Raw genomic sequence first — 13,689 nt, 5'->3', positions numbered from 1 at the left:
TTGAGTTTGTTGAATGTTTTTGCAGGTGTAATAATGACAGCTGATGATGTTATTAAAAGGCTCAATTTAGTCCCTCATCCAGAAGGGGGTTATTTCCGTGAAACCTATCGCTCAGACGAAATAATATCAAAATTCGCACTCCCAGAAAGATACAATGGCGACAGAGTTTTTTCTACTGCAATCTACTTTCTACTTCAAAGCAATGAAAATCATCTCGTTCATAGACTTAAAAGCGATGAAATATGGCATTTTTATTTAGGTTCACCTTTGCTTATTCGCTACTATCAAGATGAAAATGATGTAAAAGAAATAATTTTGGGTAATAATCTTTTAAATAATGAAGTGCCACAATTGCTAATTCCTCGAATAACTTGGATGGTTGCTCGACCTATTGCAGAGAATTCATTTACTCTTGTCGGCTGCACAAACTCACCCGGTTTCGAGTTCGATGATTTCGAGATCAAGCAATTTTAAAGGGACACCCCATATTCATTTTCAAAAAATTTACGAAGATATTCGCCCGTATGAGAATTTTTTGCTTTTGCAATACGTTCGGGAGGCCCCTCGGCTACTATTTTTCCACCTAATTCTCCTGCTTCCGGACCTAAATCAATAATCCAATCCGCTGCTGAAATAATATAAAGATTGTGTTCAATCACTACAACTGAGTGCCCTTTATCAACTAATTCCTGCATTGCTGTAAGTAATTTTGATATATCATCTAAATGCAAACCCGTTGTCGGCTCATCGAAAATAAACAATGTGTGACCTTCTACCGATGAATCAAGATGAGTGGCGAGTTTAATTCTCTGACTTTCACCGCCCGATAGCATTGAACTTGATTGACCTAATTTCAAGTAACCAAGACCAACTTTTTGTAATATCCCCAATTTATTAATAATTTTAGGATGATCGTAGAAAAATATAGCAGCTTCATCTACTGTCATATCCAGAACATCAACAATATTTTTCCCATTGTAATAAATATTGCGTGCTTCTTTTTTGTAGCGAGTACCTCCACAAGCTTCACATACAAGGCGAACATCCGGAAGAAATTGCATATCTACCGTTACATAACCTTCTCCTTCGCATACATCACAACGTCCCCCCGGAACATTGAACGAGAAGTATCCCGGGCGCAGTCCCAACTGCCGAGCAGCTTGCGTCTGAGCAAATACTTCCCTTATTGTGTCGAAAACTTTTGTGTAAGTTGCAGGTGTTGAACGTGTTGAAATGCCTATATTTGATTGATCTACCATCTCTACGAATTTAATTTTTTCGCTTCCTGTAATTTTGGAAAATTGCCCTACCTCGCTTGATGGCGAACCGCTTTGTTTTTTTAGTCCTGCATATAGAACATTATAAACAAGCGACGATTTCCCCGAACCGCTTACTCCCGTTACAACAACCAGAGCATTTAGCGGAAAAGTAATTTTCTCAATATCAAGATTATTGTGCCTAACAGTGAAAAATGTAATTCCTCCGTTGGTAATTTTACGCCTTTGCTGTGGTAGCGGAATTTTCATTTTCCCCGATAAATATAATGCTGTAAGAGAATTACCGCTTTTCCACATTTTATCGTAAGTTCCACTGAAAACAATTTCTCCACCAAAACTTCCCGCTCGAGGTCCAATATCAATGATGTAATCAGCTTGTCGAATAATATCCGGGTCGTGTTCTACTACAACGATAGTGTTCCCTATATTTCTTAATTTAAATAGTATATTCACTAATCTATCTGTATCGCGAGGATGTAATCCTTGACTTGGTTCATCAAGCACATATAGTGTTCCAACAAGTGCCGAACCAAGTGCTGTTGCTAAATTAATGCGCTGGCTTTCGCCTCCGGAAAGTGTATGCGATAGTCTCGATAAAGTCAAATAGCCGAGCCCAATATCTACTAAAAGCTGCAATCTTTTCACAATTTCTTGAAGTATTTGTTCCGAAATTTGCTTCTGGTAAGAAGTAAGCTCCAATTTTTTGAAGAAATCAAGCAATTTTTCGAGAGGAATCTGAATGATTTCGGGGATATTTTTGCCACCGACGAACACCTGACGCGCCGAAGTACGCAACCGTGAACCACCACAATGCTTGCATCGGGTAAATCCTCGATATTTGCTCAATATTATTCTGTACTGTACTTTATAATTGTTCTCTTCAAGCATTTTGAAAAAGCCATTTACTCCCTCATAAATTGTGTCGCCGTCCCATATTACTTTTAGTTCCTGCTCAGTCAATTCGTTATAAGGCTTGCTTAAATCAATGTTATTTCTCCGACACGCGTCGAATAGCTCCTGTCGAAATTTTATAAATGATGGTGATTTCAATGGATAAATAGCGTCTTTGCTAATTGACAAACTTTTATTTGGAATAACTAAGTCTTCATCTATTCCCATTGTTCGACCAAAGCCCTGACAATGCGGACACGCCCCCTTCGGATTGTTGAACGAAAATAGTCTTGGCTCCGGCTCTTCATAAACATAGCCACAATCAGCACATTCATAAATATTACTGAATTTTCGAATTTTTTTTGTTGTATCATTATATACTGCACAACGTCCTTGTCCTGTATTAAACGCAGTTTCTACCGAATCAACAAGTCGCGAACGCGTCTCTTCATCTTTTCGAAGTACAAGCCTATCTACAACAAAGTATAGATTATTTTCAAAACGCTGCCATTCGGGCAATTGCTCGTGAATATCAATTAATTCGGAAGTATTAATGTTTATAACACGATTAAACCCCAATTTTTTGGCTTTTTCTAATTCTTCCTCAACTTTTAACAAAGAACTTGGTGCGAACAGAATGTAAATTCGCGAACCTCCTTCCATTTCAAAGATGCTTTCAACTATTGACTGAGGCGTATCTTTGCTAATCGCTTTGCCACATCCGTGACAAATTGAAACACCAATTCGTGCATAAAGTAAACGAATATAATCATAAATTTCGGTTGTTGTCCCGACAGTCGAACGTGGATTGCGTGCCGGTGGGTTCTGTCCTATTGCAATTGCAGGTGGAAGTCCCGAGATACTATCTACATCTGGTTTGCTTATTCTTTCTAAAAACTGACGTGCGTATGCTGAAAGCGATTCAACAAATCGTCTTTGCCCTTCTGCATAAAGTGTGTCGAAAGCAAGCGAGGATTTGCCCGAACCGCTTACCCCAGTTATTACTGTAAGTTGGTTTCTTGGTATTGCGACAGATATATTATTTAAATTATGAGTGCGTGCATGTTTAATTTCAATGTATTTTACACTATCTTTGGTTTTGCTTTCTTTCATTATAGAATATATAATATTATATAAAAGAGCAAAATTAAGATTAAAAAATGAGAAAAAAAATTGGAGTATGGAAATTAATAAAAATAAAAAACTAATTTGCTTTTGAAGTTTATTTCATTTTTACATAATCACGTTTTGAGTATTTCATATTTATTTCTTAATAGAAATGAATAATTTGAATTATTATTAATAAAGCGGCAAAAATAGTTATTATATTTATTGTCCTTTTTTTACCTCTTCTTCCTTCAATAGTTCTATTTCGTCGCGGAGGCGGGCAGCAAGCTCGAAATTCAACTCGCTTGCTGCTATTTTCATTTGTTCTGTAAGCTGCGCTATAATCTTTTGCTTGTTGCTATGATTGAGCATTTCTAATATCGGGTCAATTGCTTTCAGCTGCGATTTCAACATTGCTTCCTGCTTCTGCTTGTTGCGTGATTGCGATATATCAGCAACAGAAGTTGAGGACAGTATCTCATCTTTGCTCTTATATACAGTCTTCGGAATAATATTATGCTTTCTATTATATTCTTCCTGCAATTTTCGACGGCGATTTGTTTCATCAATTACCTTTTGCATTGAATTTGTAATCTTATCAGCATATAGTATTACCAATCCGTCGACGTTCCGTGCTGTTCGTCCAGCAACTTGCAAAAGTGAACGCTCGCTTCGCAAAAAACCTTCTTTGTCTGCGTCCAACACTGCAACAAGCGATACTTCCGGCAAATCCAACCCCTCACGTAACAAATTTACCCCTATTAATACATCCGTTTCTCCCAATCGAAGACGACGAATTATATCAACTCGATTCAAAGCATCTATATCAGAATGTATATAATCTACTTTTATATCAATATTATGCAAAAATTCAGCCAAATCCTCTGCCATTCTTTTCGTTAGCGTTGTTACAAGCACCCTGTTACCATTCGCAACACGTTTCCTTATTTCTCCTGTCAAGTCATCTATTTGATTTTTTGTCGGACGAACATCTATTTCTGGGTCAAGTAGGCCTGTCGGACGAATTACTTGTTCGACAACAACCCCTCCGCATTTATCCAGTTCGTAATCTCCTGGAGTGGCACTTACAAAAATCACCTGATTAATTAAACTTTCAAATTCATCGAATTTCAGAGGTCTATTTTCAAGTGCAGATGGCAGACGAAATCCATGCTCGACAAGAGTTGTCTTTCTTGCCCTGTCGCCATTATACATACCTCGAATTTGTGGTATTGTGATATGGCTTTCATCTATAACCAACAAATAATCTTCTGGGAAATAATCAAAAATGCAATGAGGTCGTTCCCCAAAATCGCGTCCCGATAAATGCATTGAATAGTTCTCTATCCCCGAGCAATAACCAACTTCTCGCATCATTTCTAAATCGAACAAAGTTCGTTGCTCCAATCTCTGTGCTTCGACAAGTTTTCCTTCTTCGCGTAATTCTTTAAGCCGTTCGTGAAGCTCGTCTTTTATTCTACTCATTGCTTGTATTAACTTGTTTTCTGATGTTACAAACAATTTCGACGGATAAATTACCATATAATCGAGTTTGGATAATGTTTTCCCTGAAAAAGCATCAATGTAACTTATGCTTTCAATTCCATCACCAAATAGTTCAATTCTAACGCCAATTTTGTTCTCATATGCAGGGATAACATCAATATAATCGCCACGGACACGAAAACTTCCACGTTGAAAATCAACATCGTTTCGCGTATAATGCAAGTCTGCCAGTTTATAAATAAGTTGCTTCCGCGAAATATTCATTCCTATATTTAACGGCAGGATTAGTTCCATAAAATCTTCTTTTTTACCAATACTATATATGCAACTCACACTCGCAACAATAATCACATCGCGACGCTCTTCTATTAATGCACTTGTCGCTTTAAGTCTCAATCTGTCAATTTCATCATTTATCGAAAAATCTTTCTCAATATAAGTATCAGTTCGTGGAATATATGCTTCGGGCTGATAGTAATCATAATATGAAATAAAATACTCGACCGCATTTTCCGGGAAAAAAGCTTTAAATTCACTATAAAGCTGCGCTGCCAGTGTTTTGTTTGGCGAAATAACCAAAGTTGGACGCTGCACCTGTTCAATCACGTTACTTATCGTAAATGTTTTCCCGCTACCTGTTACTCCTAATAATGTTTGATGCTTATCGCCACGGTTAAGTCCCTCGACAATCTCTCGAATTGCTTTTGGTTGGTCGCCTGCCGGCTTATATTGTGCGTTTAATATAAATTTCCCTTTCATAAATCAATATCATTAATTAATTTAACTCATCATAAACATATAAAAGACGAATATTTAGTATGAATTGTGTTTCAAAAATAATATTTCTGTTCATTGTGTCGCTTCAATTGTCTCTAACAAATTTAATTATTGATAGCAACCTTTCATTTGAAGATGCAATTGAAGGGACAACTGCTTCCAAAGAAATTACCGATAGCCTTGTTTTGCTTAACGTTGTCTATTATTCTTTCGATGGAAAACTTCATCGCGGACAACTCGTAGTAAATAATTCTGTTCAAAAAGATATTGAAGATGTTTTCGAACTTATTCGAAACGAACGCTTCCTCGTCGATAAATGTATCCCAATTGTGAAATATAATTGGTCAGATTCTGCTTCAATGGCGAATAATAATTCTTCTTCTTTCAATTATCGAACAATTGCTGGGACAAATCGCCTTTCGCTTCATTCTTATGGGCTTGCAGTCGATATTAATCCTTTCAATAATCCTGTTATTTATAGCGACGGACGAATTTCTCCCAAAGGGGCTAAATATAACCCAAAGAAAACTGGCACCTTTACCTCTGATTGTCCTATCGTCCAAAAATTCAAAGAATTAGATTGGCGATGGGGTGGAGAATTCAAATCGTTTAAAGATTATCATCATTTTGATAAAATTTTATCTAAATAATTTTCTCGAATTTGGTTTATTACCCGAATTTCTTTAATTTTGAATGTGTTTGTTCATTTTTTTATGGGAAATATAATGCTTACGTCAATTAATCATATCGGTATTGCAGTTAAAGATTTGGAAGCAAGTATAGAGCTTTTCAAAAAAATCTTTCAATTTGGTGATGTTCATCGTGAAGTTGTCGAAGAACAAGGCGTTTCAATTGCCTCATTCAAAGTTGGCGATGTGTTAATCGAACTTACCCAACCAACAAGAGAGGATTCTCCTATTGCCAAATTTATTGAAAAAAAAGGCGAAGGAATACATCATATCGCTTTCAACACTGATAATATCGGTTCAGACCTTGCTCGATTGAAAGAAACTGGAATCCAACTTATCAACGAAGAACCACGCCCCGGTGCTCACGATATGCTTATCGCTTTCTTGCATCCCAAATCTACTAATGGGGTTCTGACTGAAATTTGCCAACATAAATAATCGTTCTTTTCATGATAAAAAGGCTACCTTTGGGGTAGCTTTTTTATTAAAGACGACAAGAAGTTAGTCTTGAACAGTCTTGCTTTTGAAATAGTACTTTATAATGATGGTTATGAGTAAATGGAATTTTAAAAATTAAACCTTCGGAAGGCTCGAAACCTTCCGAAGATTATAAAACAGCCCTACCGCCCAAAATTCATAAGAAACTGTATTTAACGCTTATTAAAATTACATAGCTAAGCGAACTTCTTTTACTTCTGATATTTTCATCTGCAAAATTCGCTCAACTCCACCTTTCAGTGTCATAACAGCACCTGGACAACCTGCACAAGCACCCGCTAATTCAACGAAAACCACTCCGTCTTCCACCTTTTTTAAGTTTATTTTGCCTCCATCTGCTTCAATAAATGGGCGAATATCTTTATTGATGATGCTATCCACTGCATCAAACAATTCCAAATCAGTCATAAATCACCTTATGTTAATCAATTAAAGATTTGATTTTTTCAACTGTTGTCGGCGCATAATAATTGCAAGCACCACGCTTAGCATCCGGCTCAATATTTTGTTCCTTAATTACTTTTTTCACTTTTGCTTCGGTAACGCCGAGTTTTTCAGCAACTTTTTTAGCGGTGAGCATTTCTTCTTTTTCCATAATAAGCTCCTTATTATTAATAATTAAACAAAATTATTTTTGGGGTATTTCTTTATATACAACTCTATGATGAGACTTAGCAACTATAATTTTATTGATAGTATCTTTGATAATTTTGACATCCTCGAAAGTCAAATTTGAATTATCAAATTGTCCATCCAATATTTTTTCATCAATTGATTGATTTATTTTTTTCATAATATCATCTTTATCATAATCTTTAACTCTTGAAATAGCTTCGGCAGCATCACAAATCATAAGTATTGCTGTTTCCCTTGAATTTGGCTTTGGTCCTGGATAGCGAAAATCATCGGCATTAACTTTAGAGCTATTTTCGGCAGCTTCTTCCAATGCTTTTGCATAAAAGTGTTTTATAATGGTTGTTCCGTGGTGCATCGGTATAAAATCAATGATTTTTTTAGGAATTTTGTATTGTTTTGCCAATTCAATACCATCGGTAACGTGTTCTTTAATTGCAATTGCACTTCTTTTGGGTGGCAAAAAATCTAGCTTGTTCCCAATTTCAATTTGATTTTCTGTGAAGTACTCTGATTTAGATATCTTACCAATATCGTGAAAATATGCTCCAACTTTCGTAAGTAGCTGATTCGCACCGATTGCTTGAGCGCACCTCTCGGCAAAGAATGCAACGCCTACTGTATGCTGATATGTCCCTGGTGCTACATCATTCATTTTCAATAACAACGGGTGATTTAAATCATCAAATTCCTTGATTTTCAGGTCAGTTACTAAATCAGTTAAGCTTTCTACAATGTATATGCCACCAAATGTTAAGATTGGTGCAACAACAGCATTAATCCCCGCAAAAAGTAATTTTGAGAATATGTTGTTCCATTCATCAGAGCGTTCGAACCCGAAAAAGATAATAACCAAACCTAAACCAATAAATATATAAAATATTGAACGGAAAATCTGAGTTCTGCTCTGAATATCTCGCACTGTATAAGCAGCAAGTATCCCTGCAAAAAGCATTGCAGTTCCAGTAGAGTAGTCGTTCCCTCGAATTCCGGAAATCATCAAAGCCATCGTTACCGTTGCATAAAACGCTGTTCGCGAGTCAAACAAAATCGCTATCACCATAGACAAAGTTGGCAGAAATATTAGATACTCTATCGGACCTTCGCTATATATATTCACCGTAATCCACGCAGTAGCAGACACCACTACCAGCAAAACACTCAATATCAGCAAATGCAAATTATCAGTAAAGATTTTCTTTCTTATGAAAAATAAATAAAGAAGCAAAATTGTATAAATAATCGCGGCGTGTCCAATGCTCCCAATAATATTATACGTAGTTGTAACGTTTTCGTCCCTCATCACTTTCGAAATGTTGTAGGATTTGATTTTTTGGATATTGTCTTCTGTTAGGCGTTCACCCTTGTTAATTATTATCTCATTTTTACGAACTATTCCAATAGTTTTAGGGACGGACTTTTCATTGATCTGGCGTTGACGTTCTGTTAATTCCTCAGAATATAATAAGTTGGGGTGAACGTTTCGATAAACTATTCCAATAACTAAATTTTCGTCATTTTCAAAGCGTAATTCTGCAAATTGCCTCAATTTAGTTAGGAACGACCCCTTATCGAGCAAAGAACTTTTCGGATAAATTGTTTCTCGATTGGGAGAAACCCTTACACTTATTGCATCTAATTTAATTTTGTCTGCATTAATATTAACAATTCCGCTATTATATACCTCTTTTAAAAATTGATTAATTAGTTCTTTCATTTTTGATATTTTAACATTTCGTTCGTTCTTCGACAAATTTTTAAGCGATTGAATGATTTTCAGGGAAACTAATTGTTCAAGATTTTTTTCATCAACTCTGTCCGTATTCAGAAGTTTTAAACTATCCAAAATAGAATTGATTTTTTTTATTGAAATTGCCTCAGCACTTTTGTCAAGAATAAATACAAAATTAGTATTTTCACGAGCCTGACGAACCTCACTTTGATATACTGTTGATGATTTATATATTGGGAAAGGGTAGTCAGCAACAAGTGTGCTCCCACGCCAGAAGTAGCCGGGAACTAAATTATACCTATTTTGTACATCAAACGAAGGGTCTATCTGATAGATGAAACATATACTGCATAATGCTACAGTCAATAAAATAATCAATATTTTAAGTTTTAACGAAAAACGAGCTTTCGATAGTTCGTCCTTGACGTTATCGCGTGAAGAAATTCTTTGAAACAAAGTTTCCTGATTGTTCTGTTTCATTTGACAAAATTATTTTTTGTTTATGCAAATTTAACAATTCAATTTAAGAAAACTATATATATTTTAAATTATTAAAACTTAATGAAACAAAATTGGTACTATATCGTAGATATAATAAAGAGTTATAACTAAGGAACAAGAAAATGAAAACGAAACTTTACATATCGCTTGGTTCGTTGTTTATTATAACTATACTTCTTTCTTCTTGTTCAACTATGAACAAAACAGATAATTATTATGGTTACAACAACAAACCTACAATAGTAGATAATCCTACTACCGTTAGCAATGGGAATAACAGTAGTGTTGATAAGTCAACTAAAACCAATGATTATTCATATTACGTTAACCAGAATCCTATAAACGAAAAAACAACTGTAGTAGAGAATAACTACTATTTTTACCATCCGCTCACATATAACGGATATTATCCCTGGTGGGCACCTCCTCGATATTCCTTAATTTATGCTCCTCTTTACGGCAATATTTATTTTTCCTATGGTTATGATTATTACTACGACTGGTCTTATTTTTCAAGATATCGCCCATATAACTATGCCGTAATTTATTACCCTTATCCTGTCTATACACCATATCCATATTACTACCCTTATTGCTATCATCCTGGTTGGTATCCTGAATATAAACATATAACGCAGAAACCACGAAAAGACACATATAGAGATTTCGGTCCAAGCCGAGGAAGCTACTCAAATATCGGTGCAACTAACGAAAGCAATCAGCCCGTAAATCGTCGCAGTGGAACAGATGTAGTCCCTTCTACTCAAACAGGTTCAAAGACAATTTTTCAGAATGAACCCAGCGATAAAAATGTCCGTTCATCGTCGCGTCCGAACTCTGATGCTTTCAATACTCCACGAAATGAGCGAACAAAGGATAATATTTCCGATAGAGAAATAAAACAAAGCGATAGTCCCTCCTCCGACACTAAATATGAAAGTTCTCAAAAAGGCGAGCAGCCCGCACCACCTACTCGCAGAACTATATCTGAACCAACTCCTGATAGAACCAATAATACTCCATCGCGCGATAGAATTGCTCCCGCAAGTAACGATTCGCCTCGCCAGAGCGATGCTCCATCACGCAGTTCTAACAATGATTCGAAACCAGCACAACAAAAAAATCAACAAGAACCTGCTAACAGACGAACAAGATAAATTAGGTGTTACTATGAAAAAAACTATATTTATATTTATTTTCTTGTCAGTATCTTTTGCAAAAGCTCAGTTTATTGAAGATGCTTTGCGTTACGCAAACACACAGCATTTTATCACTTCTCGTGCAGTAGGGCTAAACGTTTCTTACATCGGAATTGCCGATGATATAAATGCGCTGGTTGCTAACCCTGCTGGATTAGCACTTATCCCTAAAAATGAATTTTCCGTTGGTTTTGGCTTTTCCCATATTGGTAATGAAGTTAATATTTTAAGCAAAAAGAGTAATTTTAATATTAATAATGAATATTTGAGCCATTTAGCATTAGCTTCTCCAATTAGTGGCACTAATGGTATTACTACGGTTGCTATTGGATATTTCAGAGATAACGATTTCAAAAAAAGTTACGACTACGATATATTTAATACTCAATCAAGTTATATTCTTCAGCAGTCCCAGGCAAAAAAACGCTGGACTTATGATTTGCTTCTTGCTGATATTAGCGGAAATACCAATATCAAAGATTCTCTTCGCCAAACCTCTTTCGTTGACGAAATGGGTGGCACCCACAACATAACCGGGGGTTTGGGGATTGACGTTGGCGAGAACGTCTCTCTTGGCTTCTCTATTACCGGTAAATGGGGTTCCTTCGAGTATTCAAGAGAATTCATTGAATGGGATGAACTTAATATTTACAACAAATGGCAAATTGACGATTTCGATAAACTCATAGTTAAAGAAAAAATAAAACAAAATGTTTCTGGAATTACTGCTCAGTTAGGTCTAATAGGTAAAATCGAAGACTTTATGAGAATTTCTTTCTCCATAAAACTACCTACCTGGTATCAAGTTGATGAAAAATTCTCGGTTTCGCACGATGTGATTTTCGACAAAAACCCCCAAGGTATTGTCGACAGATTCGATACAACCCAGCAGGGTAACAATTCCTATAATATTAGAACACCTTTTGTGTATAGTGCGGGAGTCTCTTTTCATCTGCTTGGTCTTACTTTTTCAACAGGAGTTGAATATCAGGACGTTACTCAAATGAAGTTTTCTGATGTATCAGCAGAAGTTGCCGAACAGTTTGATATTCTAAATCGTATGATTATAAGACACCTTGTCGGTCAAACTACCTGGGGGTTCGGTGCTGAATATAAATTCCCTGCACTGCCTCTCGAAGCAAGAGCAAGCTACGCAAAAACTACTTCTCCTTACCAATTAGATATTCCAAACGCAGCTAAATCTACTTTTTCTCTCGGTGGTAGCCTCTATCTATCCAAAGGAGTTCGCATTGATGGAGTACTCCGCTGGACTGACTTTTCCGAGCAACGCACTGCCTATGGAAATGATGAAAATCCAATTACTCTATCAAATTACATCTTGAAACAAAAACCTCTGAATATTTTGCTCGGAGTTTCTTACAGATATTAATTAGTTTTTTTATTTCTGATTTCAAAAGGAGTATTAAAAAGCTCCTTTTTTATTTTAATAGACAATATTCGAATTTAAATTCACAAGACATTTATACAAATCTTAATCTTTGAAGGAAAGGGTTTTTAGTTGAATTTGTTCCTTTATCTATTTTTGAGTAATTTACTTTTTTATTTTGTGTATTTTTTAATTTTTATGATGAAAATATTATTAATTGGTAGTGGCGGGCGTGAACACGCAATAGCATCTACGCTTGTAAGATCCAAAAATGTTCAACTTTTTGCTTTGCCTGGCAATCCCGGCATATCCAGAACTGCTCAAATAGTTGCATTAGATACAAAAAAATATCAAGAAATTTCAAATTTCTGTCTCGAAAATTCAATAGATTTAGTTGTTATTGGTCCCGAGCAACCTATTGCCGATGGGCTTTCAGATGCTCTTCGTTCAAATGGAATTAACGTTTTTGCTCCTTCCCGTTCGGCAGCTCAGCTCGAAACTTCCAAGCTTTTCGCCAAACAATTTATGGAGAAATACGCCATACCAACTGCTCGTTTCCGTGCTTTCGATAAATCACAAAAACAAGCAGCATTAGACTATATTCGAGAAAGTAACCTTCCCATTGTTATAAAAGCCGATGGTCTTGCTGCCGGCAAAGGTGTGATTGTAGCTAATTCTTTCGAAGAAGCTCTTAAGGCACTCGAAGAAATGTTCAGCGGTAGTTTCGGCTCGGCAGGTGAGAAAATTGTAGTAGAAGAATTTATGCAAGGCGAGGAAGCATCTATTTTTGCGATAACCGATGGGAATAATTTTGTAACTCTTGCGCCTGCTCAGGACCACAAACGCATACTTGATGGCGACAAAGGAAAAAATACAGGCGGTATGGGAGCTTACTGCCCTGCTCCAATCGTTACATTCGAAGTTCTCGAGAAAGTGAAGTCCTTGATAATTGAACCAACATTAAAAGGAATGATCGCAGAAGGTCATCCATACATCGGATGTCTATACGTCGGATTAATGATAGATGAAGGCAACCCAAAAGTCGTTGAATTTAACTGCCGTTTCGGTGACCCCGAAACCCAAGCCGTATTAAGTGTTTTCGATGGCGATTTTGCTGAACTTTTATTTTCGGCAGCCAAAGGTGAATTGAACATTTCTGCCATCAGAGAAATTAGCCGCGGTTATGCAACTTGTGTCGTGCTTGCTTCGGAAGGTTACCCAGATAAGTATGAAACTGGCTTCGAAATAACAGGATTGGACGAAATCTCTGATAATGTTATTGTTTATCACGCCGGGACCAAGGAAATCAACGGCAAAATTTACACCAACGGTGGGCGTGTCCTTGGTGTTACTGCTTTTGGTGCAACATTAAAAGAATCACAAAAAAATGCTTATAATGCTGTCAATAATATTCATTTCCAAAATATCTATTATAGACGTGATATTGCCGCAAAAGGATTAAAAAATAATAATTGAATTTGTTTTTCTCACA

At 36.2% G+C, this 13,689-nt stretch carries 11 protein-coding genes; 6 read left to right on the top strand and 5 right to left on the bottom strand.

Annotated elements, in window-relative coordinates:
• Positions 1-33 precede the first annotated feature (33 nt).
• A complete protein-coding gene (locus AC6QZF_RS09565) occupies positions 34-474 on the top strand; it encodes a cupin domain-containing protein (protein WP_499799658.1) in 441 nt (146 codons plus the stop codon).
• Here the strand turns inward: AC6QZF_RS09565 and uvrA are convergent.
• Both uvrA and uvrB read right to left on the bottom strand, forming a co-directional pair.
• Positions 471-3,281 (bottom strand): excinuclease ABC subunit UvrA, encoded by a 2,811-nt coding sequence (gene uvrA, locus AC6QZF_RS09560; protein ID WP_499799657.1) that lies wholly within the window; start codon positions 3,279-3,281, stop codon positions 471-473. The genes AC6QZF_RS09565 and uvrA overlap by 4 nt on opposite strands.
• A gap of 216 nt (positions 3,282-3,497) precedes the next feature.
• Complete coding sequence (gene uvrB, locus AC6QZF_RS09555; protein WP_499799656.1) at positions 3,498-5,540, bottom strand: excinuclease ABC subunit UvrB; 2,043 nt, start codon at positions 5,538-5,540, stop codon at positions 3,498-3,500.
• A 59-nt stretch (positions 5,541-5,599) separates the two neighbouring features.
• Between uvrB and AC6QZF_RS09550 the strand changes: the two genes are divergently transcribed.
• Both AC6QZF_RS09550 and mce read left to right on the top strand, forming a co-directional pair.
• Positions 5,600-6,208, top strand: a complete 609-nt coding sequence (locus AC6QZF_RS09550; protein WP_499799655.1) for a M15 family metallopeptidase — start codon at positions 5,600-5,602, stop codon at positions 6,206-6,208.
• Between the two features lie 75 nt (positions 6,209-6,283).
• Positions 6,284-6,685, top strand: coding sequence for a methylmalonyl-CoA epimerase (mce, locus tag AC6QZF_RS09545; RefSeq protein WP_499799654.1), 402 nt, complete (start codon positions 6,284-6,286; stop codon positions 6,683-6,685).
• A gap of 228 nt (positions 6,686-6,913) precedes the next feature.
• Here the strand turns inward: mce and AC6QZF_RS09540 are convergent, their stop codons facing one another.
• From AC6QZF_RS09540 to AC6QZF_RS09530, 3 genes are read right to left on the bottom strand one after another with little or no spacing between them, the layout of a single operon-like run.
• Positions 6,914-7,153: a NifU family protein gene (locus AC6QZF_RS09540; protein WP_491815403.1), complete on the bottom strand. Its 240-nt coding sequence runs from the start codon at positions 7,151-7,153 to the stop codon at positions 6,914-6,916.
• A gap of 13 nt (positions 7,154-7,166) precedes the next feature.
• Entirely contained in the window at positions 7,167-7,340 is a 174-nt protein-coding gene (locus AC6QZF_RS09535) for a hypothetical protein (protein WP_499799653.1), read from the bottom strand.
• Between the two features lie 33 nt (positions 7,341-7,373).
• Entirely contained in the window at positions 7,374-9,590 is a 2,217-nt protein-coding gene (locus AC6QZF_RS09530; RefSeq protein WP_499799652.1) for an HD family phosphohydrolase, read from the bottom strand.
• Between the two features lie 143 nt (positions 9,591-9,733).
• Between AC6QZF_RS09530 and AC6QZF_RS09525 the strand changes: the two genes are divergently transcribed.
• From AC6QZF_RS09525 to purD, 3 genes are all read left to right on the top strand, one after another.
• Positions 9,734-10,768 (top strand): hypothetical protein, encoded by a 1,035-nt coding sequence (locus tag AC6QZF_RS09525; RefSeq protein WP_499799651.1) that lies wholly within the window; start codon positions 9,734-9,736, stop codon positions 10,766-10,768.
• Complete coding sequence (locus tag AC6QZF_RS09520; protein WP_499799650.1) at positions 10,707-12,200, top strand: OmpP1/FadL family transporter; 1,494 nt, start codon at positions 10,707-10,709, stop codon at positions 12,198-12,200. The genes AC6QZF_RS09525 and AC6QZF_RS09520 overlap by 62 nt, the downstream gene beginning before the upstream one ends.
• A gap of 195 nt (positions 12,201-12,395) precedes the next feature.
• Complete coding sequence (purD, locus tag AC6QZF_RS09515; protein ID WP_499799649.1) at positions 12,396-13,673, top strand: phosphoribosylamine--glycine ligase; 1,278 nt, start codon at positions 12,396-12,398, stop codon at positions 13,671-13,673.
• Positions 13,674-13,689: the final 16 nt, after the last annotated feature.

This window comes from Eximiradius sp., assembly GCA_937127445.1.
Lineage (GTDB): Bacteria > Bacteroidota > Ignavibacteria > Kapaibacteriales > UBA2268 > JAKIZO01.
The sequence above is the reverse complement of the archived record's forward strand: the minus strand, read 5'-3'. Positions and strand labels throughout refer to the sequence as shown.

What these genes read in the sequence shown, in the direction of transcription:
- AC6QZF_RS09565 (WP_499799658.1), top strand. Translation starts at nt 34, where the DNA reads ATGACAGCTGATGATGTTATTAAAAGGCTCAATTTAGTCCCTCATCCA.
- uvrA (WP_499799657.1), bottom strand. Translation starts at nt 3,281, where the DNA reads ATGAAAGAAAGCAAAACCAAAGATAGTGTAAAATACATTGAAATTAAA.
- uvrB (WP_499799656.1), bottom strand. Translation starts at nt 5,540, where the DNA reads ATGAAAGGGAAATTTATATTAAACGCACAATATAAGCCGGCAGGCGAC.
- AC6QZF_RS09550 (WP_499799655.1), top strand. Translation starts at nt 5,600, where the DNA reads ATGAATTGTGTTTCAAAAATAATATTTCTGTTCATTGTGTCGCTTCAA.
- mce (WP_499799654.1), top strand. Translation starts at nt 6,284, where the DNA reads ATGCTTACGTCAATTAATCATATCGGTATTGCAGTTAAAGATTTGGAA.
- AC6QZF_RS09540 (WP_491815403.1), bottom strand. Translation starts at nt 7,153, where the DNA reads ATGACTGATTTGGAATTGTTTGATGCAGTGGATAGCATCATCAATAAA.
- AC6QZF_RS09535 (WP_499799653.1), bottom strand. Translation starts at nt 7,340, where the DNA reads ATGGAAAAAGAAGAAATGCTCACCGCTAAAAAAGTTGCTGAAAAACTC.
- AC6QZF_RS09530 (WP_499799652.1), bottom strand. Translation starts at nt 9,590, where the DNA reads ATGAAACAGAACAATCAGGAAACTTTGTTTCAAAGAATTTCTTCACGC.
- AC6QZF_RS09525 (WP_499799651.1), top strand. Translation starts at nt 9,734, where the DNA reads ATGAAAACGAAACTTTACATATCGCTTGGTTCGTTGTTTATTATAACT.
- AC6QZF_RS09520 (WP_499799650.1), top strand. Translation starts at nt 10,707, where the DNA reads ATGATTCGAAACCAGCACAACAAAAAAATCAACAAGAACCTGCTAACA.
- purD (WP_499799649.1), top strand. Translation starts at nt 12,396, where the DNA reads ATGATGAAAATATTATTAATTGGTAGTGGCGGGCGTGAACACGCAATA.